This is a genomic window from Flavobacterium sp., from assembly GCF_024710485.1.
In the GTDB taxonomy this organism is placed as follows: Bacteria; Bacteroidota; Bacteroidia; order Flavobacteriales; family Flavobacteriaceae; genus Flavobacterium.
The window spans coordinates 23,021-48,947 of sequence record NZ_JANJUQ010000011.1; the positions used below are offsets into that span (position 1 = coordinate 23,021).

The 25,927-nt window shown below is 39.8% G+C and carries 24 protein-coding genes; 11 read left to right on the top strand and 13 right to left on the bottom strand.

From position 1 onward, the window contains the following. Nucleotides 1-6: 6 nt before the first annotated feature. The 6 genes from Q0M21_RS02495 to Q0M21_RS02520 form a co-directional block, all read right to left on the bottom strand. Nucleotides 7-552 (bottom strand): heme NO-binding domain-containing protein, encoded by a 546-nt coding sequence (locus Q0M21_RS02495; RefSeq protein WP_295334263.1) that lies wholly within the window; start codon nt 550-552, stop codon nt 7-9. A gap of 4 nt (nt 553-556) precedes the next feature. Then, nucleotides 557-970 carry a response regulator gene (locus Q0M21_RS02500; RefSeq protein ID WP_295334266.1) on the bottom strand — a complete coding sequence of 138 codons (414 nt, stop codon included), beginning with the start codon at nt 968-970 and terminating at the stop codon, nt 557-559. A gap of 276 nt (nt 971-1,246) precedes the next feature. Beyond that, the gene (gene hemN, locus Q0M21_RS02505) at nt 1,247-2,611 is read right to left on the bottom strand and encodes an oxygen-independent coproporphyrinogen III oxidase (protein ID WP_295334269.1); all 1,365 of its coding nucleotides are present in this window, start codon (nt 2,609-2,611) and stop codon (nt 1,247-1,249) included. A 125-nt stretch (nt 2,612-2,736) separates the two neighbouring features. Further along, nucleotides 2,737-4,710: a DUF3857 domain-containing protein gene (locus Q0M21_RS02510; RefSeq protein WP_295334271.1), complete on the bottom strand. Its 1,974-nt coding sequence runs from the start codon at nt 4,708-4,710 to the stop codon at nt 2,737-2,739. A gap of 19 nt (nt 4,711-4,729) precedes the next feature. Further along, a complete protein-coding gene (locus tag Q0M21_RS02515; RefSeq protein WP_295334273.1) occupies nt 4,730-6,670 on the bottom strand; it encodes a DUF3857 domain-containing protein in 1,941 nt (646 codons plus the stop codon). Next, nucleotides 6,636-9,887, bottom strand: coding sequence for a CDC27 family protein (locus Q0M21_RS02520; RefSeq protein WP_295334276.1), 3,252 nt, complete (start codon nt 9,885-9,887; stop codon nt 6,636-6,638). Before Q0M21_RS02520 ends, Q0M21_RS02515 begins: the two co-directional genes overlap by 35 nt. Nucleotides 9,888-10,245: 358 nt before the next feature. Between Q0M21_RS02520 and Q0M21_RS02525 the strand changes: the two genes are divergently transcribed. The 6 genes from Q0M21_RS02525 to Q0M21_RS02550 all read left to right on the top strand — a co-directional run bounded on the left by Q0M21_RS02525 (nt 10,246) and on the right by Q0M21_RS02550 (nt 15,187). After that, nucleotides 10,246-11,337, top strand: coding sequence for a sensor histidine kinase (locus Q0M21_RS02525; protein WP_295334278.1), 1,092 nt, complete (start codon nt 10,246-10,248; stop codon nt 11,335-11,337). A 9-nt stretch (nt 11,338-11,346) separates the two neighbouring features. After that, nucleotides 11,347-12,684: a sigma-54 dependent transcriptional regulator gene (locus tag Q0M21_RS02530; protein WP_295334281.1), complete on the top strand. Its 1,338-nt coding sequence runs from the start codon at nt 11,347-11,349 to the stop codon at nt 12,682-12,684. Between the two features lie 158 nt (nt 12,685-12,842). Next, nucleotides 12,843-13,070, top strand: a complete 228-nt coding sequence (locus Q0M21_RS02535) for a hypothetical protein (protein WP_295334284.1) — start codon at nt 12,843-12,845, stop codon at nt 13,068-13,070. A gap of 5 nt (nt 13,071-13,075) precedes the next feature. Continuing rightward, on the top strand, nt 13,076-14,350 hold the full coding sequence (locus Q0M21_RS02540; RefSeq protein WP_295334287.1) for a Glu/Leu/Phe/Val dehydrogenase: 1,275 nt from the start codon (nt 13,076-13,078) through the stop codon (nt 14,348-14,350). A gap of 28 nt (nt 14,351-14,378) precedes the next feature. Further along, nucleotides 14,379-14,783 carry a GreA/GreB family elongation factor gene (locus tag Q0M21_RS02545; protein WP_295334290.1) on the top strand — a complete coding sequence of 135 codons (405 nt, stop codon included), beginning with the start codon at nt 14,379-14,381 and terminating at the stop codon, nt 14,781-14,783. Beyond that, the gene (locus tag Q0M21_RS02550; protein WP_295334293.1) at nt 14,780-15,187 is read left to right on the top strand and encodes a hypothetical protein; all 408 of its coding nucleotides are present in this window, start codon (nt 14,780-14,782) and stop codon (nt 15,185-15,187) included. Before Q0M21_RS02545 ends, Q0M21_RS02550 begins: the two co-directional genes overlap by 4 nt. 467 nt (nt 15,188-15,654) lie before the next feature. Here Q0M21_RS02550 and Q0M21_RS02555 read toward each other — a convergent pair whose 3' ends face one another. The 4 genes from Q0M21_RS02555 to Q0M21_RS02570 form a co-directional block, all read right to left on the bottom strand. Beyond that, nucleotides 15,655-17,142, bottom strand: coding sequence for a T9SS type A sorting domain-containing protein (locus tag Q0M21_RS02555; protein ID WP_295334296.1), 1,488 nt, complete (start codon nt 17,140-17,142; stop codon nt 15,655-15,657). Nucleotides 17,143-17,530: 388 nt separating this feature from the next. Next, nucleotides 17,531-17,773, bottom strand: a complete 243-nt coding sequence (locus tag Q0M21_RS02560; RefSeq protein WP_295334298.1) for a hypothetical protein — start codon at nt 17,771-17,773, stop codon at nt 17,531-17,533. A 349-nt stretch (nt 17,774-18,122) separates the two neighbouring features. Continuing rightward, a complete protein-coding gene (locus tag Q0M21_RS02565) occupies nt 18,123-18,653 on the bottom strand; it encodes a YceI family protein (RefSeq protein WP_295334301.1) in 531 nt (176 codons plus the stop codon). A gap of 402 nt (nt 18,654-19,055) precedes the next feature. Continuing rightward, nucleotides 19,056-19,262 carry a hypothetical protein gene (locus Q0M21_RS02570; RefSeq protein WP_295334304.1) on the bottom strand — a complete coding sequence of 69 codons (207 nt, stop codon included), beginning with the start codon at nt 19,260-19,262 and terminating at the stop codon, nt 19,056-19,058. A gap of 266 nt (nt 19,263-19,528) precedes the next feature. Between Q0M21_RS02570 and Q0M21_RS02575 the strand changes: the two genes are divergently transcribed. From Q0M21_RS02575 to Q0M21_RS02590, 4 genes are read left to right on the top strand one after another with little or no spacing between them, the layout of a single operon-like run. Beyond that, nucleotides 19,529-20,287 (top strand): hypothetical protein, encoded by a 759-nt coding sequence (locus tag Q0M21_RS02575; RefSeq protein ID WP_295334306.1) that lies wholly within the window; start codon nt 19,529-19,531, stop codon nt 20,285-20,287. A 40-nt stretch (nt 20,288-20,327) separates the two neighbouring features. Further along, nucleotides 20,328-20,720 (top strand): DUF5675 family protein, encoded by a 393-nt coding sequence (locus Q0M21_RS02580; RefSeq protein ID WP_295334309.1) that lies wholly within the window; start codon nt 20,328-20,330, stop codon nt 20,718-20,720. 11 nt (nt 20,721-20,731) lie between these two features. Then, on the top strand, nt 20,732-20,965 hold the full coding sequence (locus tag Q0M21_RS02585; RefSeq protein WP_295334311.1) for a hypothetical protein: 234 nt from the start codon (nt 20,732-20,734) through the stop codon (nt 20,963-20,965). Beyond that, nucleotides 20,958-21,134 carry a hypothetical protein gene (locus Q0M21_RS02590; RefSeq protein ID WP_295334314.1) on the top strand — a complete coding sequence of 59 codons (177 nt, stop codon included), beginning with the start codon at nt 20,958-20,960 and terminating at the stop codon, nt 21,132-21,134. The genes Q0M21_RS02585 and Q0M21_RS02590 overlap by 8 nt, the downstream gene beginning before the upstream one ends. A gap of 253 nt (nt 21,135-21,387) precedes the next feature. Here the strand turns inward: Q0M21_RS02590 and Q0M21_RS02595 are convergent, their stop codons facing one another. Continuing rightward, nucleotides 21,388-21,666 carry a hypothetical protein gene (locus Q0M21_RS02595; RefSeq protein ID WP_295334317.1) on the bottom strand — a complete coding sequence of 93 codons (279 nt, stop codon included), beginning with the start codon at nt 21,664-21,666 and terminating at the stop codon, nt 21,388-21,390. Between the two features lie 400 nt (nt 21,667-22,066). After that, on the bottom strand, nt 22,067-23,737 hold the full coding sequence (locus Q0M21_RS02600) for an AraC family transcriptional regulator (protein WP_295334320.1): 1,671 nt from the start codon (nt 23,735-23,737) through the stop codon (nt 22,067-22,069). A 328-nt stretch (nt 23,738-24,065) separates the two neighbouring features. On the opposite strand from Q0M21_RS02600, the gene Q0M21_RS02605 reads away from it, so the two are divergent. Then, nucleotides 24,066-24,797, top strand: coding sequence for a hypothetical protein (locus Q0M21_RS02605; RefSeq protein ID WP_295334323.1), 732 nt, complete (start codon nt 24,066-24,068; stop codon nt 24,795-24,797). Nucleotides 24,798-25,078: 281 nt separating this feature from the next. Here the strand turns inward: Q0M21_RS02605 and Q0M21_RS02610 are convergent, their stop codons facing one another. Further along, a complete protein-coding gene (locus tag Q0M21_RS02610) occupies nt 25,079-25,894 on the bottom strand; it encodes an RteC domain-containing protein (RefSeq protein ID WP_295334326.1) in 816 nt (271 codons plus the stop codon). Nucleotides 25,895-25,927 lie beyond the last annotated feature (33 nt).

Here is a 25,927-nt window from a genome sequence, read left to right on the forward strand (position 1 = left end):
TTTAAATTATTTCCATTGAATTTTAAAGATCTCATTTTTATCTCCCTGGTTTCTTGAAGCAATCAACTCAATCGTAGTTTCTGTTTCAAACATTTCTCCTAATCCCATTATCAATCCTCTGACAAATTCTTGTAAGCCTTCTCGTTTAGAAATGTAGTGCAAGTGCAGACTGTTTTCTTCGAGATGGCTTATTTTAAATTCAGGCGGCGTAAGTTTCGGGTACAGTAGCATTACTCTATTGTGCAGGATTGGTAAATTGATTAAAAATTCTCTCAAGTTGTTTCCTCCGGCTTCTATTAAGCCCGAGTATTTGTCTTTAGTGGTTTTTAATACCCACCATTTTCCGAAAGAGATCAAAACCGATTCCAAGCTGATATTCATTTCTGTTGCTATAGTTTGAGCCAGCTTGAAGGTAATTTCATCATCATATGGTTCGTTACTGATGAAAAAACTTTCTTCAATGCCGCTTTTTTTTAATATTAAAGCCCATTTTTCAGCACCATAGTCAGCAATAACTAAATCTTCGATGGCTTTGTTTACAATCCCGTACATTGGCCTACATTTTAATTAATTCATTATTACTCCAATAATTCAGAATATTTTCTACACTAACCACATAGTCTTCATATTTAAGAGGTTTAATGATGTAGCCGGCAATTCCAATCTTGTAGCATTCAAAAATATCTTTAGGATTATTTGATGTTGTTAAAATAATAGCCGGGATATGTTTTAGTTTCTTACTCTTTTTTAAAGTGCTTAAAAACTCAATTCCGTTTATTTTCGGCATGTTTAAATCCAATACAATAATATCCGGCAATTGCTTAGTGTTGTTCAAAAATTTTAAGGCTTCTTCACCATTTCGAGTCTCAATAATTTCATGTTTTACCCCAATATTATCTGTGACTTTTACAAATTTCATCACCTCTATAGTGTCATCTTCTATCAGTAGTATTTGAAGTATTTTTTTCATGCAAATTTGGGTTTAAGTACTACTCAAAAATAGATTTTTATACTCTCATCAGCTTATAATTTAGACTAACGGAGTTAATTGTTAGCTTAAAAGTATGATTAAATATTTAAACGGTATATATATTAAGATAAATAGATTTTAAAAAAACTTAGTTTTGAGCCTTTATTCTATGAAGTTAAATCAGTATGAAAGCCTTAATAGCTATATGATTACTGCAACATACTTCGTATTGATGGGAATGTTTTTGTTTTTATGTTTCTTTATGACAGATTCAAATTATACTGTCATAGAAAATAATTGATTTTGTGGTGTGCGGCGTTTTAATCTCAGGTCGAAAGCCATGCAAATATTGCGTACAAACGGCTTTCCTTTTTCGGTCACCACTATACTGTTGGGTTTAATGATTAACAATCCGTCGTTAGTCATTTCTTGCAAGCTTTCCAAGACTTCGTGTAATTCTTTAAAGTTACCTTCGTTGTAATGCCAAGTCGTTTTGAATTGGCACATTAGATTGAGAATGTGTTGGCGGATAATTAAATCTTCTTCGGTTAAAATATGTCCTCTGAATACCGGCAATTCGTCACGGTTGATTCGCTCGTAGTATGCTTCAAGTTCTTTTTCGTTTTGGGCAAAGCCGTACCAACTGTCACTTATAGACGAAGTGCCTAAACCTATCATCAACTGCGTTTTCGAAGCAGTATATCCCATAAAATTGCGGTGTAGTTTGCCTTCTTGAAACGATTGGTACATGCTGTCGTCAGCCAAAGCAAAGTGATCCATCCCGATTTCATGATATCCGCGCTCTGCCAAAAGTGCTTTTCCTACTTCGTAGAGTTTTCGTTTTTCATCGTCTTTAGGAACGTCTTCGTCTTTAAATCCGCGTTGACCATTGCCTTTAATCCACGGAACATGTGCATAGCTGTAAAAGGCTAAACGATCCGGTGCCAAGGAATTGGTTTTTTCAATGGTATCAATCACATTGTCTAAAGTTTGGAAAGGCAAGCCAAATACCAAGTCGTGGGAAATGGAAGTATAGCCGATTTCTCGAGCCCAAAAAGTCACTTTGGCTACATTGTGAAACGGTTGCATGCGATGAATGGCCGTTTGTACTTTTTCTGAATAATCCTGAACACCGAAACTTACCCTACGAAACCCCAAATCGTATAATTTTTGTAAATGTGCTCGGGTAGTATTGTTCGGATGTCCTTCGAAACTGAATTCGTGTTCTTTTGCTCGTTCAGCTCTCAAAAAGATACCGCTAATCAATCGTTCCAGATTCTCGGGAGAAAAAAAGGTTGGTGTACCGCCGCCTAAGTGAATCTCTTTAATAATCGCTTTTTCCGGGAATAAATTACAGTACATATTCCATTCTTTCAACACCGCTTCGATGTACGGATTTTCTACTTCGTGACGTTTGGTAATACGTTTATGGCAACCACAAAACGTACACAAACTTTCGCAAAAAGGCAGGTGAATGTACAAACTGATGCCTTCCGAAGCGTTACTTTCTCTAAAACTTTGCAATAAAGTTTGATTCCATTGTGCTGAAGAAAATGAACTTTCATCCCAATACGGAACGGTTGGATAACTGGTGTATCTCGGACCGGGAACGTTATATTTTTGGACTAATGAAACAGACATATTACAAATTTTCAGAAACAAATGTAGGGCGACTCCATGCTAATTAAAATGACAATTGTCATATCGGCCTAAAAAAAACCTCTTCGGGTTAGGGAAGAGGTTCTTTCAAAATAGATATTTGTGGTTTAGCTTTTGGTTAGCATGATGACAATTTTATTGAAATCGGCGGCAGCATTGATTACGTTTTTGTAATCGTTGAATTTCTCCAACGGATAGTTCACCGCATTGTAAAATTCGGTATTGGTTACCGTAATTACGCCGTCTTTTTCGGTGTAGTTGCTTACAAATCCTGCTTCGGTTTTTTGGTTGAGATCGGTTTTAAAGTTCATGTTAAACTTTTCCAGGTTTTTAGCCGTAACGCCTTTGGGCAAGATGATTTTGAGGGTTCTTTGGTAAGCATGCGGATGATCAATTTCTACCGGTAACGTTCTTTTGTCTTCTTGGTACAATTCCATTTGGCTACCGATTAGTTTCCCTACCGAGAATAAATAATTTCCGCCGGCATTCTGAATCAAATCTTTGCCCTCAAAAGTCAGTTGCATCACAAATGGTTTTTTACCGATGTTTTCTACGCCGTCGTTTTCGGTTTTGAGCGAAGTATATTCGGTATTAATGGTATAATTTTCGGCTATACTTTTCAAAATGGTTTGGTATTGCTCGGCGGAAGTAAAGTCTTTTATCGGTTGGAAGTTTAACGCCGTATAACCACCAAAATCAATTGAAGTCGTGATTTTAGGGTTTTCCAAATCCTCTGTAAAATCGACTGTAATCACCATATGGTCGGTAGTGATTTCTACACCAGGTAATTCGATAAAGTTGATTTCACTGATGCCCATTCCAACGCCGCCAAATATTTTTTCGCTGATGAACAAACCATTGTTATTCCCTAAACTGTCCGGAAATAACGGAATTCGATATTCAATTTCGGTAGGCGTGAGGTATTTTTTGATGGCCGGGAAATAAAACAAGGCTTCGTCTAAATTCTCGTAGCTTTCAAAATCTTTTTCAAACGGAATTTGGAAACGGTCTGAGGTTAGCACTACTTTGTTTTCAATTTTAAAATGACGGAAAACCGCTGAATACAATTTGAGCAAATCCACTTTATTAGATTGTTTGGTCTTGATGATGGCTGCTATACTCTCAGCATTGTCGGCATATAAATTGTAAGCAATGGTTTTCTTGATTTTGTTTTCGATGTTCCAAATTTGCTCTTGTAAATCGTTCGATTTCGGAATCTGACTGCAAAAATCTTCTACGGTTTTCAGCTCTTTTTTGTCGAGTACGGGATTGATTCGGTCATAGAAATTCGATGAAAATTTAGCGTAGCTGTTGATGTTTTTAGCACCGGTATAAAAATTCTCATCTAATTTGTAGCGGAACAATTTCAAGTACACATCACGGTTTGAATACTTTTCGTCGTCTTCCAAAGGCGCAATGTTTTTATCGAGTACCGTGAGTGTTTTTTTCAAAGTATCGGTTGCGGTGGCTTCTACGGCTTCGGGTAAACCGTTGGACGATTTGGTTTTAAACTTCAAATGACGTGGATAAATCAATTGGAATTCGTTGCTTACAATAGGAATGCTCGATTGCATGCGCATGGTTTTTCCGTCCAATTCCGGGAATTCTTCCAGCATGAATATTTTTTCGATTACGCTGCCTTTTTCCAAACCGGTAATGGCGAAATAGTTGTATTTGATTTGCTTTTCTTCGTCTATTTCTTCTTTGATGTCTTTTTTGTCAAACAAAGTCACTTTGCCGTTTTGTTGGATGACACGTACTTTGGTTTCCAATACGCTTTCATTCATTTTGAACGGAATGTATACCTTATTGTTGCGTTCTACTGCGTCGTTAGAGTTGATGTAGATGCGTTCGTGTATCATGTAGTATTGAGCGGCACCTTTTCCTTTAGAAGCCAACTCGATTTTGGTCACGCGCGACAAAACCACTTCCTTTTCGTCTTTATATTGCGCCGGAACATCAATGGTTTTATTGTTGTCGTCCCAATGGTAATTTTGGAAACTGAAATCTTGTGCGTGCAGCGATACCGAAAACAATACGGTCGCTATCATTGAAAGCCCAGCGGCAAAGTTGCATTTCATGGAATTGTATTTAGGAAGGTTATTTTTCTTTTAAAATGACGGTTTCGGAGTAACCCGATTTGAGTTTTTTAACGGTTTCGTTCCAAAGGGCGAAATCTTTCTTCTCCAACATGATTTTTTTGGTTTCCAATGTCAACTTCATCGAAACAGTGTTGCCTTGTAATTGGTAGGCCAGTTGTACTTTAATCAGCTCATTATCTAACTCAAAGTTCTTAGGCACATACTTTACTTCATAACCTTGCGGAATGATACAGGTTACGGTAGAAATGAATTGGTTTAAGAAATCGAAGTCGTAGTTCATCTCGCGGTCTTTTTCCAAATTGGATTTTTCGTAGTATTTATCGAAGGCCAAGTTGAGGTAAAGTTCTTTATCTACTTTTACAATGTAGTTTTCAATATTGAAATCGTAACCTACTTCATACGGCAGGTCTCGGTCTTTCAGATTGGCTTCGCAATAATCGTTCAGCGTAAACTTGTTGTTGCCTTTTAGGACCAAACTTTTAATCATTTCAAAGCGGGTTTTATTCGAGGCATCGCCCAATTGTCCGAGTGTATTGGTTCGGTTGTAGCCCGAAATTTGCAACCATCCGGAACCCGATATTTTTTCGTTTTGGAATGATAGGACTACCGAATCGTAAATTAGGTTTTTGGCTGGTGGCGTAATCGGAACTTTGACAATTTGGTATTTGTCGCCGTTGTACAACAAAGCTTCTTTGTCTTGTATAAAAGCCGAAGGCAAACCGTAGGCTGTTTCCTGGTCGGTGGCGTCGAGGAAAATGTAGTCAGCACCTTTTTTGTACACAGCGATCATGTGATCGGTTGTAGAAGGCGTGGCCACTTCGCTGAATGAATACGGAATGTTGCGCGTACCAATCCAAGCCAAGTAAACATTAGAAACTCCGGCGTATTTGGCCATGGCCGAAATGATGCTCGCCATGTCTTTACAATCACCGAATTTACGCTCGTTCACCAACGCGGCTTCGCGCGGAATAAATCCTTCGTAGCCGTTCTCGAAAGCAATGTATTTGATGTTGTCTTTTACCCAATAAAATATAGCTTTAACCTTTTCTTCTTCGGTGGCTTTGTTGGCGGTAATGGTTTGAGAAATTTCTTTCAAGGCCGCGTCTTCCTTGGTGTTCAGGTTTTCTACAAAACTACTGTAGTAGGTATACATTCGTTGGATATCACCAAGAAGCGTTACTTTATTTTTATCGGCGGTGTAATCTTCAATGTAAAAAATAATGTGCGGCACACTGTAGAGAACGCTTGGCGCATTGCCTTCAAATTTAAGCGGTTTGCTGTCTTTTAACGTCCATTGGTAGAGGTTGTAATCTTTCTTTTCAATTTTATTGAAAACAATCTGATGGTTCGGATCATTAAAGAGTTTGAAACCGATAGTAACGTTTTTATCGACTTTGATTTCCAGGCTGGTATTTTTCGTCGGTAGTACTTCGCCGAAGATGAATTTGTGCAGCAAGTTCGGATCGGTAAATTCGGTAGTATATTCAAATACTTTTTTGGCTCCGGCTTCTAAATTCGGGAATGACATTTGTTTGATTTTCACATCGTCGTGAAAAATACTTCCGCTGCGCGATTGCTTTTCCAAGGCTTGAGTCACTTTGATTTTCTTTTCTTTTCCGCCGTTGGACACTATGGTGTACGCATCGAAAGAAATCAGTTTGACAAAATCGGAATAGGAAAAACTCTCTTTGTTGTTTTGAATGCCGTTATCCGACAATATCATCGATTCGTATTGGTTGTCTTGGATTACCTTTAACTTCTTATCGATTACACTAATGGTGTAAGAAGTAGCATTGTTGACAATTAATTCGTTAAAATCGGGATATTGTTTTTTGTATGTTTCGAAATTATTTTGTGCAAAAGTGGCCATAGCACTTAGTCCTACAGCCACGGTTAGCATCGTTTTACTTGATAATTTCCACCAAATAGTCTGAGTCATATTTCTTAGTTACTGTTAGTACGCCATTGGTAAAGATTTGTGTTTTACCATGCAATTCATCGTTTTTGTACTCGGCTTTGATCCAAGGTTTTCCGTCTTCTTTATAGTATTCCTGAACGCCTTCATAATCGTTGCTCACGAAGTGCTCTTTGAGGTAGATATTTCCGTTCGCGTAGTATTCAATGCGGTCGTTGTGCACTACATCGTCTTTGTAAAACGCTTTGTATTCAGGTTTGCCTTGTTCGTTGTTGATGATGAAATCACCTTCCTTATTACCTTTGTTGAACGTAATTTGCAACGCAATTTTACCGTTCGGATAGTGAGATGTTAAGGTTCCGGTTTCGTTTTCGATGATCACTTTTTCGGACAACTCGCCGGATTTTGATTTTTTGATGTAGTACTGTGGCTTATCGTCTAAGAAGAAAATGGTCATCAACGGTTCGCCTTTCAGGTTGTAGTAAGTGAAGTCGCCTTCCTTAGCATCGTTTTGTTGGGTATACTCATACATTTTCGATTTGTTGTGGTAGTATCGAATGGTTTTGCCGTTTTCCACGCCATAGTTGTATTCGGAACTAATTTTCAAATGTCCGGTTAAGTCGTAGTTTTTAGACAAACCATTTACCATGCCGTTGTAATAGTTTTGCTCCAACAAAACGGTGTCATTCGGACCGTATTCTTTATATGTATTGATGGGTGAACCACATTTGTAATCGCCTTCCAACATTGGGTTGTTGAATTTGTCTTTGCGAATGTATTTACCGTCTAAGAAACCGTTTTTGAGTTCGAATACCGAAGTATAAGTGCCGTTGTTCATGCTTTGGTTAACAGGACCCGATTTGTGGTCGTACACAAGTGTTGAAACAATTTTGCCTTTGTTGTAGTAATCGGTAGATAAGGTAATGTTTCTGTACATGTGATCTACCATTAACACTTCTCCCGACTGTGAAAATGTTTTGCGTTCGCCTTCCAATTCGTCTTCGTCGTAGAAGCCTTCGGTTAAGAGATTGCCGTCGGCGTAAAATACTTTGTATGGTCCGTTTAAATTGCCGTTGCGGTAGTTGTAAGTTCTTCTTAAATTACGGTCGGTAAACACATCGTTTTTGCCTTGCAAAGTATCTTTACTGTAATAGCTGATGGAATTGATTAAACCGTTTTTAGAGTAGGTTTTAGTCAATCCTTCTCTTTCGCCTTTTACGAAAGCGGTTTCAGTTTCCGGTTTGCCCGAAGCCGATTGGAATTTCCATTGGCCGTTTCTTCTGCCTTTTTCGAAAGCACCGGTAGCGACTACCTTGCCGTCTAAGGTTTTGATTTCGAATGATTTTCTGGCCAAGTTGATTTCGGTTGGCTTGGCGTTGTCTCGGCTGTATTGGCGGATGAGTTTGATTTCTTTAGAATTGAAAACCTCGTCGTAATATTTCTCTCCTGAGGCATTGAAGTAGGAAGTGGCCATTAATTCGCCTTTTTCATTGTACTGCGATTCGCCCGATTTTACTCCGGTAGCATGATACTCTGTTGAGGCACTGATTTTGCCGTTTAGGTATACTATTTCTTCTTCCAGTTTGCCGTTGGTATAGTATTTTTTGAACGAACCTACTACTTTTCCGGCTTTGTATTCCGCTTCTTCCTGTAGGTTTTTGCCGCCGTAGTATTTCATATATTTTCCTTCTAATTCGCCGTTTTTGTAACTTTCGGTCGAAGTTAGGTCGCCCACTTTATTATACGTATTGTAAACACCTTCCAATTTTCCGTTTACGTAATTGCTTTCGTTTTTCTTGGTTCCGGTTGGATAGTAACAGGTTAAGGTACCGTTGATTTCACCATTGATAAAGGTACCGTCGCAGTTGATGCCGCCTGCTACATGGTAAGAAGTTGATTTGCCGTCAAGTTCACCGTCTTTATAAACTTCTTCCAAACTTATGCTGCCATTAGGGTAATACACGGTGCGTTTACCGTTCAGTTTCCCGTTAGCGAAGGTTTTCTCTTCGTATACTTTTCCTTCTTCGTTGTAGTATTTTTGCAATCCGTGCAATTCATTGTTGACAAATTGGAGTTCTCCTTCAAGGTTTTCAAATTCGTTTAAGAGTTTGAATTTACCTTCTTTTTTATCGTTAATTACACTTCCTATCAGGTTTGGTAATCCTTCATCTACATAGATGATTACCTCTTTGTCTTCCCCGAACAGATTCATCTTTCTGCGGGCAAAAGTGGTCCAAAAGCCTTTGCCGATATATTCTTCACTGAATTGCAGGATTTTCTTTTTCTGTGTCAATAGCGTTTTGCCTAATTCTTCTTCTAAACTCATCAAAATATAGTAGCTGAAGCCTTCAATTTGTTTTTTATCGGCTACTGATTTTAACCAAGGCAAATAGATGGTTTCAAAAAAACCATCACCCATTTTGTGGGTTTGGGTATATTCTAAAATGGCTTGTACTTGTCGGGTCACCGCATCGTCTATTTTAGATTCTATTTTGTAGGCGCTGCGCAAAGGCAATTGGTTGCGAAGAATGGTTTCCAGTTCTTCAAAATTGTCTCCGGTTTTAGAGAAAACGAATTTGTTTTTTTCCAAATAGTTTTCGCCCATTTTGGCATTAAGTTTGAACACTGCATTTTTAGAGAACTTTCCGGTTGGTGCAATCATTAAATAGGATAGGAGTGCCATGCTTCCTTCAACAATTTTGCCATTCTCGAGCGCCACAGAACCTAATAAATAATGTGAAGAGGCACTGTTAGGATTGTTGGCAATAATTTTCTTTAACGTATCGATGCAGTCCTGTACTTTCTTGGCTCGGTAATATAAAATAGCCAGGTTGTATTGGTGGTTGGTATTGTTTGGGATGAACTGTAGTCCTTCTTTGAATATTTTTTCTGATTCGGCGTATTTCTCCTCATCACTCAAAAAACTGCCGTACAAGGTGTAGAGTGTAGGGAGTTTTTTCATCCATTTGGAAGAATATAGCTTATCAAAATGGGCTTTTAAAGCCTCTTTTTTCTCTTGGGCCGCTAGGGTGAGCGCTATTTCGTATTGTGCTGCTCCGTATTCCGGATCGAGTTCATGTACTTTTTGAAACTCTGCCATGGCGGCATCGTATTTTTCTTCTTCGTAAAGTTTGACACCGTTTTGGACAAAAGCGGCGCCATTGTATACGGCTGAATAATCGGTTTGAGCGCTTAGGAAAGCTGTGGCCATGAAAGCCAACGAGATAAAGAGACGTTTCATTTTTGAAGTATGGGTTGAAAGAATCAAATATAGAATAAAAACTTGTCAGAAAAAACCAAAAGAGACGCCACTTTGATTTTTGCGAAATTCTGAAAAACACAGTGTAATTTGCTGTTTTTGGTGTGGTATTCTTATTGTTTTAGGTTGGGCATTGGTTATATCTTTATTATTTTACCAAAATTGCCATAATTTTTATTTCAAACTTTTTCCTCCGGTTTGCCAAACGGATTCGTCGTATTTTTGATTTATCCAAAAAAAGAGCGGTTGTTTTTTGCAAAGAAATCAGAAAAGAAAGTACTTTATTGTTTTTAATCTTACCTTTGAATTTTATCAGCAATATGCCAAAAACAATCTGAAAATGTATCCGACTACCTTAAAGGAAAAGCTGAAGGAACGTATTAAAGAATTGGAGTGTTTGTATGAGGTTTCCAATTTGTTGTACCAACAGGAAGGTACTGTAGCCGATGTTTTGAAAGCAGTAGGATTAAGTGTTAAAAAAGCACTGTTACATCCTGATGCCGCTACAGTTGAACTTCGTTTGGATGATTTTCACAGCCTTACAGGAGTTTTGCCTAAGGACACCGTTTTTATTGAGTCCCGACTTGATGCTTTGGACGGAAGTTATTTTGGTTTTATTAAAGTGCATTATCCCAAACCGATTTTCAGTAAGCGACATTTTTTAAAAGAAGAAAAGGTGTTGTTGTCTGAAATAGCTAATAGTATTGGGGCTTTTTATGAAAGGCATTTGAACAAGGAACGAGAGGCTGTGGTTCGCAATACTGCAAAATTGGTTGATCGATTGTCGATTTTGGCTGAAATTACTGCCGGAATAGCGCATGAGATTAACACGCCTTTGGGTAATATTTTGGGTTATGCCGAATTGTTGGCTCAGAAAAAGCTGGATGCCCAAAGCGCTCAAGATGTTAACAAAATAAGAAGTGCCGCCATTTACTCTCGCGAAATAGTGAAGAAACTGATGTTTTTTTCTTGCGAGATGCCTTATAGTTCGGACTGGGTGGAAATCAAGTCGACTGTATCTCAGGTTTTGTCTATTTTAGAACACAAGTTTGCCAAGCAAGCTGTTTTTTATCGTTTGGAGTTTGATGATGACCAACTCAAGGCGCGCCTCGATTCAGTACAGTTTTCTCAGATCTTATTCAATTTACTGCTTAACGCGCTCTATGTATCACCCGAAGGCAGTACGATAAAAGTTAAGGTAACCCATGACAAAAATTTCTTTTATATTGCCATCGCCGATGAAGGTCCGGGTATACCCGATAGCATCAAGGCCAAGGTTTTTGAGCCGTTTTTTACCACCAAACCTTTGGGTGAAGGTACAGGCTTAGGATTGAGTGTTGTACATGGTATAGTAAAAAGTCACCATGGCGATATTTTGATTCGCGACAATCAACCCAAAGGAACCGTTTTTACCATAGTTCTCCCATTTTAGAGCTAGTTTATGAAATTAAAAAAAGAAAATGTACTCATAGTAGATGACAATTACGATATGTTGGAGTTGTTGCGACGCCATTTGCATTCGTTAGATTATCACACTTATAAAGCCTCTTCTGTAACTGAAGCCATCAGTGTTTTGGAGGAGACTACTATTGATTTGCTGATTACCGATTTACAGATGCCGGGCATGAATGGTATTGAATTGCTGAAATATGCTGAGGAGCATTTTCCTTCGATTCCCAAATTGGTGATTACTGGATTTCCCTCGGTAGAGAGTGCTTTGAATGCTGTAAAAGCCGGAGCCGAAGATTATTTGGTTAAACCGTTTACTTATGATGAGTTTCAGAAAGCCCTCAAGCAAACGTTAGAAAAATCATCGGTCAGTGTCAAGACAACGCCTGTCGGTGTGGCGGAGAAACACACTGCGAAAGCACATCATTATGCCGGGATGGTAGGTACTTCTGAGTCGTTTTTGAAAATGACCGATGTGATAGAAAGGGTAAAAGACCTGACCGCTACTGTTTTGATTCAAGGTGAAAGCGGCACCGGAAAAGAGTTAATAGCCCGAGCAATTCATTATCAAGGTAACAGAGCCAACCAACCGTTTATACCGGTTAACTGTGGTGCTATTCCCGAGCATTTGATGGAATCTGAACTTTTTGGATACGTCAAGGGTGCTTTTACCGGTGCTAATGAAAATCGTATGGGGTTATTTCAGGCAGCGCAAGGCGGTACTTTGTTTTTGGATGAAATAGGCACTGCTTCACCGGCTGTTCAAACCCGATTATTACGCGTTTTGCAAGAGAAAGAAGTTACGATGATTGGTTCTCAGAAGCCTCAAAAAACGGATGTGCGTATTATCTCGGCTACCAATGTTGATTTGGCTGCTTTGTGTCAGAAAGGAACTTTTAGGGAAGATTTGTATTATCGATTGAATGTGGTGCAAATTGAAACTACTCCGTTGCGTGAGCGCAAAGCCGACCTACTTCCGATAACCCAACAGTTGCTACAAAAATACGGGGCAGAATACAACAAACTTGGTGTAACGTTGTCTGATAAAGCTACGGAGGTTTTAATGCGGTACAGTTGGCCGGGTAATGTGCGTGAGTTGGAAAACGTGATACAGCGAATGATTATTTTAGGCGGTACCCATTTGGATTTACAAGATGTACCGGGTTATTTAAAATATGAGTTGCCTGAATCGGAGATTGGATTATTGCCTTTGAAAGCCGTTGAAAAAGCTTATATATTGAAAGTCTTGGAAGCCGTAGAAGGTAACAAGAGCAGGGCCGCCGCCATACTTCAAATTGATCGCAAAACTTTACGACAAAAGCTTTTGTGAGATGAGGAATTTCTACTCAGTTGGTCTAAAATTCCCCGGTTATTTTTTACCATGTTATAGTCTTTTGTTTTTTAATCTATTGAAAATCAATATCTTGGTTTTTATGATATTCTTATGGCATGCCCTTTGCTTAGTGAGGAGCAGTAAAAAAGTGTGTTATGATGAAATCGGAAGACCTGTCTGTTGAGAGAAGACACAAAACTACTACACTCCTTCAGCACCATGGTGTGAAAGGAGCCACCGATGACGTTTTAATTAAAACTGCTGTGAACAAGCAAACTGCTTTAAAAAACAATTCGATATCAGGATTGTGCAGTAATTGTGAACAGTTGGCTAATTGTCATTGGAAAGAGAACCACAAAATATTTTGCGAACATTATTATTAATTTATATGGATACAAAAGTTGTAAAAAGCAGCATGTATGAAACCGTTATGCAACAATTTAACAAGATAGCGGACAACATCAATTTAGATCAAAATATCAGAAAAATTTTAGAAGCTACAACCAATGAGATTGTAGTGCATTTTCCGGTAAAGTTAGACAATGGAGAGGTTAAGGTTTTTACCGGATACCGAGTACAGCACAATAACGTTTTAGGACCTTACAAAGGTGGTTTGCGTTACCATCCGTCATTAGACATCAATGATGCTAAGGCTTTAGCGATGTGGATGACTTGGAAAACTTCACTTGCAGGGTTGCCTTACGGAGGTGCTAAAGGAGGAATTCAACTAAACCCACGCGAATATTCGGCGGGAGAGTTGGAGCGTATCAGTCGTCGTTTTACGTTTGCTTTGGGCGATAATATCGGTCCTGAGTATGACATTCCGGCTCCTGATGTGAATACCAATGAGCAAACTATGGCTTGGATAGCCGATACTTATATGTCGACTAAGCCAGCTGCGGAAAGATCTTGCAACAAGCATGTGGTTACCGGAAAACCGGTAGGAACAGGCGGTCTTGAAGGAAGAGATCGTTCGACCGGTTTTGGGGTTTATTTGACTATTAAGTTGTGGTTCCAAAACAAGAACGAAAGTTTAAAAGGAAAAACCTTTATTGTACAAGGTTACGGAAACGTAGGATACTGGGTATCTCACTTCTTAACGCTTGACGGTGCCACTTTATTAGCTGTTCAAGATGCTCATGCTACCCTTTATAACGAGAAAGGAATTGATGCGGAAAGCTTACACGAACATTCTAAACCGGTACAAGGTTCTATCAAAGGATTTACCGGTGCAACTGAAATTCCGGCTGAAGATTTCATGAGTTTACCTTGTGACATCTTGATTCCTGCCGCTTTAGGAAATCAAATTACCGGCAGCAATGCCCATTTGATTAAAGCTTCATTGGTTGCTGAGGGCGCTAATGGTCCGACAGATGTTGAAGGAGAGCGTATTTTATTAGAAAGAAACATCGGTCTTATTCCGGATATTCTATGTAATTCGGGTGGTGTTATCGGTAGTTACTTTGAGTGGCTTCAAAACCGAAACGGAGAGATTTGGACCATGGATGAAGTGATGCAAAAATTAGAGCGCAAACTTGGTGAGGCTTACAAGAAGGTGTCTTCTATTGCCAATGAGAAAAATATAGATTGGCGTTCTGCGGCTTATATTTTGGCTATCAGTCGCATTGAGACGGCTTACAAACAAAGAGGGATATTCCCATAATTCAGCATAATATTTAAACCCTAAGGCTATGAAATACGGAAGATTAGTAGTAGAAAGACGTGAATATGATAAAGTAAAACAAATATTGGCCAGTGCCGAATATTTGAATGATGAAGAGCAAAAAACGGCTATCAGAAAATTGCAAAATGAATTGAAAGCGGCCGAGTTAAAACCGGAGCTTGAGATGCCGAGCGATGTAGTACGATTGAATTCGACTGTAATTTTTCGCATGCCTGAGATGAGTTTGAAACGCTTTAAGATAGTAGCTCCTGAGGAAAGCGATGTTTCCCAAAAGCGACTTTCCCTTTTATCACCTATGGGCTTGGCCTTATTTGGCTATGCCCAAGGCGATGAAGTAGAATGGCAATTTCCGTCCGGTATGAGAACCATATCGATAATAGAAGTTGAGCAACCCAAAAGTGAGGTGCTATGATGCAGTTTGATGACACGACCCAAAGACCGGCCATAGTGAATTTAGAAAACATTTTTGTAGCGCGTGATTTGCGCCATTGGAAAGAAGAATTGTCTACTGCTCGCGTAGAGATGGTTTTTTGTTATAAGTTGTTTTCTTCGATTATTGAAGGTTCAAAAGTAAACTCGGCTACTAAGTATCATAACATTTTGGAAAAGCTGGCTGCGCTGAAAGCGGCCACTCTACTGTTTGAAGATCGTTTGCAGCAATTAGCATTACAGTTCGAAGGGTATGCTGAATGCGATGATATGCAGTGTGATCAATATTATATGAGTAATCATCTTGATTTTAGAGAAAAAATAGAAAAGCATTTGTTGGAATACCGTCAGTTTAAGCAGAAATTATTAAACGGTATCCAAACTTAAGAGTTTTGTTTTTTGGTTAATTAAAAGGACATGTAACCTATTATGTGTCAAAATACAACCTGTTTCCGGTCCTCTTGTAAAATTATACTTTGTGACAAAAGAAATCTACATGCTATTGTGATGGTAAGGGTCAAGGCCTTACTTATCCGTAGGAGGAAACCGGAACAGGTTTATTTTTTTCTGCATTTTGTTTAAAACGCAACGCTAGTCGTTGCGTTTTTTATGGGGTAAATATAAGAAGAGTATGGGGAAGTTTTTCTATGGTTCTCGGTACATTTTTGTTCCGTTACTCTGTTACCGCACGAAATGCAATTCGACGGAGTCAATCCTTTTATGTGGTTCTTGATTAGTCAGAATCTAAAAACAACTATAGCGTCAATGAATTCTTTTTAAGATACTATTTTATTGAATGTGATCCTTCGCGAAAGAATTGACTTCGTCGAGTTTCATTTCGCGAGGTAGCAAGGCTATTTTTTTATAAACTTGGTGGTTATTTTTTCATTTTCGGCATAGGCTTCCAAAATGTATATTCCATTGGCCAGCATGGCAATGTTCAGTGTGTTGGTATTGTTGTATTGTTCCAGCACGATTTTACCGTTAGAGTCGATTATTTTGATTTTTGTAATCGTAATATCTCCTGAGGTTTGCCATTGGAGTACTTCGTTTGCCGGATTTTGACTGATGGTAATCGCTTGATTTTTAAAGGAAGCGTTGTTTAAAGCGTCACGGGATAATTTTACGACCCAACAATCGGCACCTCCTTGGTTGGTGGTTACATCACCATTAGCGGCACTGTTGTAGCCCACTACAATATAGCCGTTATCGTTGGCATTGAGTAGGGCTGCCATACCGTCGGCAGCGGCGCTTCCTATTGATTTTTGCCATTGTAAAATACCGTTGGCATTGAGTTTTGCCACCCAGCCATCATACCCTCCGTGATTACCCGTAACTTGGCCATTATTAGAGCCACTGTTTCCTGCTATTATATAGCCTCCGTCCGGTGTGGGTTGTATGCCGTAAGCAATTTCCATACTTGAGCCGCCCAGTGCAGTTTGCCACTGTAAGTTGCCATTGCTGTTTAACTTTACGACCCAATAATCATAGAGTCCGTTATTGCCGGTCACGTTACCATTATTAGAGGCGGTGATTCCGCCCACTATATAGCCACCATCAGCGGTAGTTTGGATACAGGTTGGTTCGTCGCCACCGGATCCTCCGTAGGATTGTTGCCATTGTATATTGCCCGTTGCATCGAGTTTTACAATCCAATAATCAAAGCTACCTTGGTTACCTGTAACGTCGCCGTTATTCGAATTGCTTAAGGCTGCCATGATAAAGCCACCATCGGCAGTAGCCACAAGAGCTTCAGCCTCGTCGGTACCTGTGCCTCCAAATGATTTCTGCCATAGCAGGTTACCGGTCCCATCTATTTTTATTATCCAAGAGTCGTAGTTTCCGTGGTTACCGGATACGTCACCATTATTGGAATTGCTGGCACCGGCTATGATGTAACCGCCGGCTGCAGTAGCTTGGATGACTTGGGCTTCTTCATTGCTTGAACCACCGAATGTTTTTTGCCATAGTATGTTACCCGCTGCATTGAGTTTTACCACCCAATAGTCGTTGAGACCACCGTGGTTTCCGGTTACATCGCCGTTGTTTGAGCCGGTGCTTCCGGCTATAATGAAACCGCCATCTGCTGTGTTAGCTACGCTGCGAGCTATATCGTTGGCACTGCCGCCCAGAGATTTTTGCCACTGTAGGTTTCCGGTTGCATTGAGTTTTACTACCCAGCAATCGGCATTGCCTTGATTGACAGTAAGGTTGCCGTTGTTGGAGGTGCTGCTGCCCACTAAGATGTAGCCGCCGTCCGGTGTGGGTTGGATGTCGTTAGCATAGTCATTACCGCTTCCTCCATAGGACTGTTGCCATTGGATTACAGGGGCTTGCGCCATGCTAAAGTGGGTTAATAGCAAGGTTATGAAAAGTATAAGTAGGGATTGTTTTTTTATCACGGGTGTTTGTCAGTTACCTATTTATTGAGCGGTATTATTAATTTATCAAGTGTTGCTTACAAAAATAGCAAAATAAATAGGTTTAGCATTGTTGTTTTTTTGGGACTGACGCTTTATGAAATTGTTTCGACTTGTATGCAGCGAACTGACTGTAAGCTAAAAGTCTTTTCATGAACAAAGGTTCTCGATTTCCTTCGGCAGTCGGCTTCGCCTCGAGTGCTTCGCTCAATTCGGCTACGCCTCGTGTCAATTTTCCCTCCACTGCGTTACGTGAAAGCCACTCGAATTGACGGGATGGTGTAATAGGACTAAATATGATCAGTCTTCCTTATAGCAGTGGTACTAACATTTGGTTAACGAGTGCTACTTTTTGATGCAAGCGGAACACAGGTAAATCTATTTCGGTATGCTGACCGAGAAATAGGCTATTGTCCCAATTGCGTTTCCTGATTTCGAGTTGGAGAAGGTTGAGGTAACGGAAGCGTGATGCTGTCCAGGCTTTGAGAGCTACTACTCTGTTTACTCTTTCTAATAATTCCGAGTCTGTGGCGGAGGCTAGGGCAGCTTGCATTGGCTTTCTTGGTCTGCCGGGAATAAAAATGTATTAATAACACAACAAATTAAATTACGGTTTAGCTACGTCGTGAAATGCCATAAAGTATGAGGTTACTCCACACATTTGAACGACTATTCCGCATACTAAGCCACCGTGTCGTGGGTTGATTGGTAGCAAGGACTTTTGAAATAACAACAGATTTTTAGTATGGCTCTGTTAGGTTGACGTCTCGAGTTATTTTCAATCTTTGAAAACTAATTGTACCAATCAGATTCGCTGAAGTTATCCTATTTGATGCAGAAAAAAAAATGATTACCAATTTTTCAATTGATAATCATTTTATTGTGGTTATTTCCGTTTTGTTTTATTGCTTTACAAACTGTACTTCTGCGTTAAGTTTGATGTCTTCACCTACTAAAACGCCTCCTGTTTCCAAAGCGGCATTCCAGGTAAGTCCGAAGTCTTTGCGGTTGATAGTACCGGTTAGTGATAATCCGATTTTGGTATTTCCCCAAGGGTCATTCATTAAGCCGCTGTATTCCGCATTAAGTGTGATGTTTTTGGTTACGTCTTTCACCGTTAAATCACCTTTAATTTCGTATTGTCCTTCGTTTACTTTCTGGATTGCGGTGCTTTTAAAGGTTAAGGTACCGAAAGTATCGGTGTCGAAGAAGTCGGCACTGCGCAGGTGATTGTCGCGATCGGTATTTCCGGTATTGATTGATTTTACCTCGGCTGTGAAACGAATATCGGAAGTTTCAAAATGCGCTTCTTCGTTTACTATATCGGCTGTAAAGGCGTCGAATTTACCTGATACATTGGTAAACATCATGTGTTTTACTTTGAAACCGATTTCTGAATGGGTTGGGTCTATGGCCCAGTTTACTTTTGACATAATTTTATTTTTAGGTTAAACAATGACTATTTAATAGTATGATACAAAGGTATTATGGATAAAGGTATTAGTCACTTAACCTAGATTAAGAAATGATTTTTTATAGTGAAATACAACACAGTTGCTATTTTACATAATGCATGTTTTGATATACTACTCATATACTAAGTAGGGCTTTAGTAGGGAGGAGATATGGGAGAAGTACGAAGTGCAAAGTACAAAGTACGAAGTATGACCCGTCCTGAAATAACTATACAGATTATTAAATAAATCCTATTTACAGCTATACAAGTACGGTTCTTAATCCTAAAGATACTATACCATTGCTTATTGAAGTTGTTTATTTTTTAAACAGGTTTGATTTGGTTTAACGCTAGAGTAACTCGTAGGTTGAGTTTGTGGTTACCCGACGATTAAAGGCATTACGTGTTCCAGTTTCAGTCCGGTGAATTGGCAAAATTCTTCTACAGCTACCAAATGGTGTGGCTGTTTGTTATAATGCTTTCTGACTTCTACCAGTAACAGGCGAGAATAGCGGTATCCTCTTCCGGTAATTCTTTGAACGTCTTTGGGGTAAATACAAATTCTTTTAGGTTCAGGTTTGGCCATAGAATTTCTTTGTTTACTCCTGTACCCTTTTTGGGTAACTCAAAAATATAAATAAAATATTACATTTTATAATTTTCGATGGGATTAAAAGGTATTCGATAGGCCTTATTGGTCCTTATTGGTTCGTGCTATTTTGTTGGTTACGTGTTGTTTATAAGCTTTGTGGTGTAATTCGGATTACAGATGCATCAAAAAAACGGATTCCGAGGTTTGGTGAAATGTACCTTACAACATTTCGATTTATTCATTTTTAAATTTTAGAAATCATGGCCAGACAGAAAGGCATATTTAAAGTAAAGGGTACTATCGGCGATATTACCTTTTATAAAACCAAGGACGGATACCTTGTAAAAGAGAAAAGTGTTATCGAGGCTAACAGGATTGCCAGTGATCCCGCTTTTCAACGTACTCGCGAAAACAACAGCGAGTTTGGCAGAGCCGGTAAAGCCGGTAAAGTATTGCGCACCGCTTTGCGACCATTGTTGTTAAACACTGCTGATAGCCGTATGGTTGGGCGTTTGACCCAAGCGATGATGAAAGTTATCAAAGCTGATACGGTTAGTGACAGAGGGCAGCGCAACGTTATTGACGGGGAGACCGAATTACTGATTGGATTTGAGTTCAACAGTAACGGTAAATTGAGCAACAGTTTGTATGCTCCAACGACTCCGAATATTGATCGTGTTACAGGGGAAATCACTTTAGAGATTCCTTCTTTTGTGCCGATCAATATGATTGCCGCTCCGGCAGGAACCACCCATTTTAAGATTATTTCGGGTGGGGCTGAATTGGACTTTGAGGCTGAATCGCATGTGGTTGCTACCTCAGAGACGGCGATTTTGCCTTGGGACAGTACCCCGACAACTTTAATTACGCACACCAATACGGTTACTCCCAACAGTACCAAACCATTGTTTTTAGCTGTTGGTGTGGAGTTTTATCAAGAAGTCAACGGTACCAACTATCCTTTGAAAAACGGTGCTTACAATCCGCTTTCCATTTTGTCCGTTGACAGTGGTGTATAATGGACTTCGGTAACTTCAGTTTGATAAACGCAATAGCGCAATGAAGTTAGTATTGACCCGAACTTATTCCCCCGATGGTACTAATGGGAGACTGGAATGTGATGGTGAATTGATTTGTTATACGATTGAATTGCCATGGAGGGATAACTCCAAAAGGGTTTCCTGTATACCGGAAGGGGACTATTTTATTGTTAAGCGGTATAGCGCGAAATATCGATGGCATATGGAGGTTAGGGATGTACCTAACAGGCAATTTATCCTGTTTCATCCTGCCAACTATGCGTTGAAAGAATTGCAAGGCTGTATTGCTCCTGTTACACAACTTACCGGGTTTGGCACCGGACTTGGATCGAGAAAGGCTTTTGAGTTGCTTAAGACTAAAGTTTACGGGGCTATTGACCGAGGTGAGAGTGTGGTTTTAAAAATTCATTAATACTTTTAATTATGAATGTAGTAAAAAGAGCGAAAGCTCCCACTCCCAAGTTTTTTAAAGTGCTTCGAACTGTAGGATTGGCTTTGGTTGCTGTTGGCGGTGCCATCTTAACAGCGCCCGTTGCTTTGCCTGCTATAGTAACTACCCTTGGTGGATATGTTGCCGTAGCCGGTGGTGTAGTTACCGCTGTGAGTCAGCTAACTACCGAATCTGAGAATGCAGATCCCGCTAAAAAGAATGACTAACAATCATTCGGTTTTGTTTGGTACTGCAGGAGGAACCTTTTTAAGTGTAGTGTCGAATATTACGACTGAGGACTTGACCCGAACCGCTGTGTTAGCGGCTATAGGAGCGATAGTCAGTTTTACGATTTCGACGATACTGAAGTGTATCCTTAAGAAGCACGAAAAATAGTTGCGACTGTTTTTGACCCAGGCTGAGAGGCTTGGGTTTTTTTTTGAGTTGCTGAGTTGCTGAGGTTCTGAGGTTCTGAGGTTCTGAGGTGGGTTCCCGCCTGCGAGGGAAAGATAGGAGAGGGTTGCGAGTTACGGGTTGCGGGTTTCGGGTTGGCTCTTCGACTGCGCACAGGGCAGGCTTAGTTCAGGGTGACAGGGTTACACAGAGATTCACGGAGATTTTCAGAGATGCACAGAGGGTGGGTTCCCGCCTACGCGGGAATGACAAGTTGGATTTGGCTGCTTTTGAAGGGGTTGAAGGAAGGGGAATAGTTTAGGTATTGTTTGTTGTGGAGGTCTTTTAGGCATTTGTGGTAGGTGGCTCGGGAGTTGATTTTGCTGAGTTTCATGATTTCGGTGCTGGAGATGCTGATTGGGTTGGTTTTGTTGTTTTGTTGCCAGCAATGGTAGATGGCTAGGTAAAGGCTGATGTGGGAAGGATTGAGATTGTCTGATTGGCCTTTGGTCAGAAATAAGGTTAGGAAGTCCATAAGCGTTTGTTTTTGGTTGGGACAAAAATGGGCTTATTGGTTGGGGTGGTTTCAGAAGGGGGACAGAAGGGGGTTCCCGCCTTCGCGGGAATGACAGGTGAGGGTTGCAGGTTTCGAGTTTCGGGTTTCGGGTTACACAGAGATTCGCGGAGGTTCACGGAGATACACAGAGGTGGGTTCCTGATTTTGCGGGAATGACAGGTGAGGGTTACGGGTTTCGGGTTGCGAGTTTCGGGTTTCGGGTTACACAGAGATTCGCGGAGGTTCACGGAGATTCACAGAGGGTTGGGTTCCTGATTTTGCGGGAATGACAGGTGAGGGTTACGGGTTGCGGGTTACGGGTTTTGGGTTTGGGTTCCCGCCTTCGCGGGAATGACAGGCTGGGAATGACAGTTATGGGTTAGGATTTTTTTAGTTGTTGGATGAAGAAGGTTGGGGACATTTCTGTTTTTTGTTTGAAGGCTTTGGTGAATTTTTGGGTGGAGTTGAAGCCTACTTCTTCTGCGAGGGCTTTGTTGGTGTAGTTGCGGTATTTGTTTTCTGTTTTGAGTAGGTTTATGATGTAGTCGATTTTGAGGTCGGTTATGTAATCGATGGATTTTTTGCCCCGGTATTTTAGGATGACTTTGGCGGCGTATTTGGCATTAGTTTTTAGTGCCGGAGCCAGTTTGACCATGGTCATGTCTTTTTCGAGGTATTTGTGTTTTTCTTCGAATTTTTCGAGGTTTTTGAGGATGCTCTCGACTAATTCGGGATTGATGTCAAGTGTGATGTTTTCGTAATTAATTGGTGTTGGGGCTATTTTAGTATTGCTGTTGCGCATGAATTCGTCGAACTTTTGTTTCATGCGTTTTTTACTTTTTACATGTTGGTTGAATAGTAATACTATTGTTAGTGACATGACTGTTATCACTGAAACCCCCACTTTTTTGTTGGTTATTAATGATTGTTCCAAATCGTTTTTGGCTTCTAAGAGCTTTTTAGTGTCGTAGTCTTTGTGGATTTTTTGAGATAAGTATTTGTAGTTGTGGCTCAGGGTGCTGTCGATTTTGAGCAAGTTGTTGATGTATTTGAGTTGGGCTTGGGTGTTTTGTTGTTTGCTGAAGTGATTAATTAATATTTCATGGTTCTCTCTTAGGTCGGGACGGGTGTAATGGTGTACTGCAAAAGCTTTATCCACTTTGATGAAGTAGTTAATGGCTTTGTTGGTATTGTTTAATTTCAGATAACTTTTACCGATATAAAAGTCGGCCACAGTTTCGTTGGCAAAATCCTTTTTTTGTTTTAAAAACGGAATGGTCTCATTGAGGTGGCTGATGGCTTTATTGTAGTTTTTTTTGAAGTAAAGATTGATCCCTTCCGAGTGCTTGAAATAAGGTTCCATTTCCGTGATTTGGTATTCTTTTCCGGTTTTTAATCCTAATTTATTGTAATACGTTGTTTTGTTGTACTCTCCCATTTTGTTGTAACACAAACCCAGAGCATATATAGTGTTTAAATAGGCCAAGTCGTTTTCTTCTTCAAAATAGTCGAGGCATTCTTTTAACAATGCTTTGGCTTCATGGTAGAACCCTAAGTAATATTTGGTGTTGGCAATGGCGTATTTGGTTTTGTGTATGTTATATTGGTCTTTGGTTTTTATGATGTATTGGTCTGCCAGAAGGTAGTTGTCCAGTGCCTTGTTTAACTCTTTTTGATTGTAATGCATGACGCCTTTGGTAAGGTAAGCTTCCCCAATGCATTTGTTGTCTTTTGTTTTTTGCGCTGCCCAAAGCATGCTGTCGGCATATTTCAATACTTCATTCTTATTGGCTTTATACATTTTTGCTCGGTAAGTGTCTGCTATTTTTTTCCAACTGTTTGATGATTTTTGATTGTTTAGTGTACTTTCTTCTCCGGGACTGTAGATCAATTTGTCTTTTTTAAGACTATACATTACTCCATTACTGTTTAAGCGTAAAACCCTTGATGCTTTGCTTATTTCACCAAAGGTAATCCCCGGTTGTAAACACAATACCAGTAAAATAAAATAGACTAGCTTTTTGGCGATTTTTTGTTGTAAAGTTTGCATGATACCTGAGATTAAACAATTCCTAAAATGTAGCTAAATTACTAAAAAGGATGTGATGATTGGGTTTAAAAATTACAAGTGTCGCTTAAGCATGCTTTGCTTTTTAAAGGGTTGATAGTATGTGACTTGTTTAGAAACTGTAGGTGTTTCATTCGGGAATACAAGATTTTCAATTCGGGAATGGAATGGAAGTTGGCTTGTTTGCCTTGGATTAGCCCGATAGCTTTGCTTTGAATTCAGAAGGGTTTGCGCATATACCCAAGAGTTGTTCAGAGTACCCCGGGCGAAATGAACTGAGAAAATCAGTTTCATTTTAAAACATTACATCATGAAGTTTTTTAGCTTATGTTTTTTTCTTTTTTCTTTATTTATTTCTTGCAGTTCTTCCGAATTGACTGCAGAAGCACCCATTGACAATCATTCTTTTTATCGATTGGTTGATTTGGGATATGATTTGGATGCCCGTAATGCGGCTAATCCCTACGATGATGTGGGACAAGTGCACAACGAATTGTTGCTCACGTATTATTATGCCGATAGTTTGCCGTCTACTTTTAACGGTATCGTTACTACATTGACTTCTATTGCTAATAATAACTCCTCGTTTACTGATTTGCATAAGAATGTTCCTTATGAATTTAGTAATGCTGCTGAAAACCGAGTTTTGGCTATAATGACAGAGCAGGATAGTTGTTTGACTGCAGTTATCGACAGCAGTGTGGTAGGACAAGTTGCTCGAGACAGTTTGGATGACTTTGTACATGACTTTTTGGATTTGTGTGATACGGAAGAGGATTACAGTGTTATTTATGATTATGTAGTAGCTTATGAGGACGCTGTTTTGAAATTGACCTGGTCGGCAGAAGATAAGCGAGTGGTTTTGATTACTACGACAGTTGCCCGACATTCGGCTTACGCCAAAAAGAAGCGACCAAAAAAGAACAAAGATCCGGATTGGAGTTATTTGGTTTGGAATATCATTGCCACTATTGATGGTGCCGATGAGGGGGAGGCTGAGGCGGTGATGAGGGGATTGGTTGCGGGGGTGGTGGAGAATTAGGATTTGGGATTTAGGATTTAGGATTTGGGATTTAGGATTTGGGATTTGGGAATTAGGAATTAGGAATTAGGAATTAGGATTTGGGAATTAGGAATTAGGAATTAGGAATTAGGATTTGGGAATTAGGATTTGGGAATTAGGAATTAGGAATTAGGAATTAGGATTTGGGAATTAGGAATTAGGAATTAGGATTTGGGAATTAGGATTTGGGATTTGGGAATTAGGATTTGGGTTTAGATTGCTTTTATTTAATGATCCCTCTTTTTGTGAGAGGGATTTTTTTATTTGGCGTCGGTTTCGAAGATGCGGATGGTTAGTTTTTCTTTTAGGGTGTTGAGGAAGTGGGTGGGTTCGATGGTTTTGCGGGCGCAGATTTCGTAATAGGAGCGGTGGTATTGGCCCAGTTTGGTGTTGAAAACCGTTTCTAAGGTTTGGGCTATTTGGTTTAAGGAGGCGTCACCATTGTTGAAGGCTTGGGCTGAGTGAAGGGCATAGAGCAGTTCGATGAGGGCAACTTTGGGGGCTGTCCAAGTGAGGCAGTTTGCGGAAGATTGCCAGTGTTGTTTTGTATTATTCAATTTACTTTCCAGGTATTTTTTTAGGGCTTTGTTGGCTTTGTAAAGTGCTACGGTTTGGTCGTGGGCTGTAGTGAAAAAGGCTTCCTGCAGGAGGTTGTTGTTGGCTGAGAGTTGGCACTCGAAGTTGTTGCGTAAAAAATAGAGGTTGTCTGCAAAGGTGTTTTTGGCTTTGAGGTATTGGCAGATATGGTTATTTTTTTTGTGCCACTTGTTTAACTTCTTGAGGTGGTGTTTGTAGTGTTTGTTTTTGTTGCCCGTTTTGCCGGTTTCTATTTGGTAGATTTGGGTATAATAGCTGAGTTTGGCTGTGAATTTGGGTTTGATTTTTTTAAAGAATTCAATTTCTTCTTTTTGGGATTTGAAGTTGTACTCTGATATAGCTACTTTGAGTTTTTCGATTGCCTCGACCACTACTCTTATGGCTTGTTTGCTGTACTTGACCGGCTTGATTGTTTGGTCGTGGATGACAGCTAATTGTTGGTTGAGGTCGGCTAAAAGGGTGGAAGCTACTGTTTTCATGACCGATAGTTTTACAGCGTTGTGGTGTAAAGC

Bases quoted from the DNA above. Each gene is read 5' to 3' on its own strand.
- Q0M21_RS02495 (WP_295334263.1), bottom strand. From the start codon at position 552: ATGTACGGGATTGTAAACAAAGCCATCGAAGATTTAGTTATTGCTGAC.
- Q0M21_RS02500 (WP_295334266.1), bottom strand. From the start codon at position 970: ATGAAAAAAATACTTCAAATACTACTGATAGAAGATGACACTATAGAG.
- hemN (WP_295334269.1), bottom strand. From the start codon at position 2,611: ATGTCTGTTTCATTAGTCCAAAAATATAACGTTCCCGGTCCGAGATAC.
- Q0M21_RS02510 (WP_295334271.1), bottom strand. From the start codon at position 4,710: ATGAAATGCAACTTTGCCGCTGGGCTTTCAATGATAGCGACCGTATTG.
- Q0M21_RS02515 (WP_295334273.1), bottom strand. From the start codon at position 6,670: ATGACTCAGACTATTTGGTGGAAATTATCAAGTAAAACGATGCTAACC.
- Q0M21_RS02520 (WP_295334276.1), bottom strand. From the start codon at position 9,887: ATGAAACGTCTCTTTATCTCGTTGGCTTTCATGGCCACAGCTTTCCTA.
- Q0M21_RS02525 (WP_295334278.1), top strand. From the start codon at position 10,246: ATGTATCCGACTACCTTAAAGGAAAAGCTGAAGGAACGTATTAAAGAA.
- Q0M21_RS02530 (WP_295334281.1), top strand. From the start codon at position 11,347: ATGAAATTAAAAAAAGAAAATGTACTCATAGTAGATGACAATTACGAT.
- Q0M21_RS02535 (WP_295334284.1), top strand. From the start codon at position 12,843: ATGATGAAATCGGAAGACCTGTCTGTTGAGAGAAGACACAAAACTACT.
- Q0M21_RS02540 (WP_295334287.1), top strand. From the start codon at position 13,076: ATGGATACAAAAGTTGTAAAAAGCAGCATGTATGAAACCGTTATGCAA.
- Q0M21_RS02545 (WP_295334290.1), top strand. From the start codon at position 14,379: ATGAAATACGGAAGATTAGTAGTAGAAAGACGTGAATATGATAAAGTA.
- Q0M21_RS02550 (WP_295334293.1), top strand. From the start codon at position 14,780: ATGATGCAGTTTGATGACACGACCCAAAGACCGGCCATAGTGAATTTA.
- Q0M21_RS02555 (WP_295334296.1), bottom strand. From the start codon at position 17,142: ATGGCGCAAGCCCCTGTAATCCAATGGCAACAGTCCTATGGAGGAAGC.
- Q0M21_RS02560 (WP_295334298.1), bottom strand. From the start codon at position 17,773: ATGCAAGCTGCCCTAGCCTCCGCCACAGACTCGGAATTATTAGAAAGA.
- Q0M21_RS02565 (WP_295334301.1), bottom strand. From the start codon at position 18,653: ATGTCAAAAGTAAACTGGGCCATAGACCCAACCCATTCAGAAATCGGT.
- Q0M21_RS02570 (WP_295334304.1), bottom strand. From the start codon at position 19,262: ATGGCCAAACCTGAACCTAAAAGAATTTGTATTTACCCCAAAGACGTT.
- Q0M21_RS02575 (WP_295334306.1), top strand. From the start codon at position 19,529: ATGGCCAGACAGAAAGGCATATTTAAAGTAAAGGGTACTATCGGCGAT.
- Q0M21_RS02580 (WP_295334309.1), top strand. From the start codon at position 20,328: ATGAAGTTAGTATTGACCCGAACTTATTCCCCCGATGGTACTAATGGG.
- Q0M21_RS02585 (WP_295334311.1), top strand. From the start codon at position 20,732: ATGAATGTAGTAAAAAGAGCGAAAGCTCCCACTCCCAAGTTTTTTAAA.
- Q0M21_RS02590 (WP_295334314.1), top strand. From the start codon at position 20,958: ATGACTAACAATCATTCGGTTTTGTTTGGTACTGCAGGAGGAACCTTT.
- Q0M21_RS02595 (WP_295334317.1), bottom strand. From the start codon at position 21,666: ATGGACTTCCTAACCTTATTTCTGACCAAAGGCCAATCAGACAATCTC.
- Q0M21_RS02600 (WP_295334320.1), bottom strand. From the start codon at position 23,737: ATGCAAACTTTACAACAAAAAATCGCCAAAAAGCTAGTCTATTTTATT.
- Q0M21_RS02605 (WP_295334323.1), top strand. From the start codon at position 24,066: ATGAAGTTTTTTAGCTTATGTTTTTTTCTTTTTTCTTTATTTATTTCT.
- Q0M21_RS02610 (WP_295334326.1), bottom strand. From the start codon at position 25,894: ATGAAAACAGTAGCTTCCACCCTTTTAGCCGACCTCAACCAACAATTA.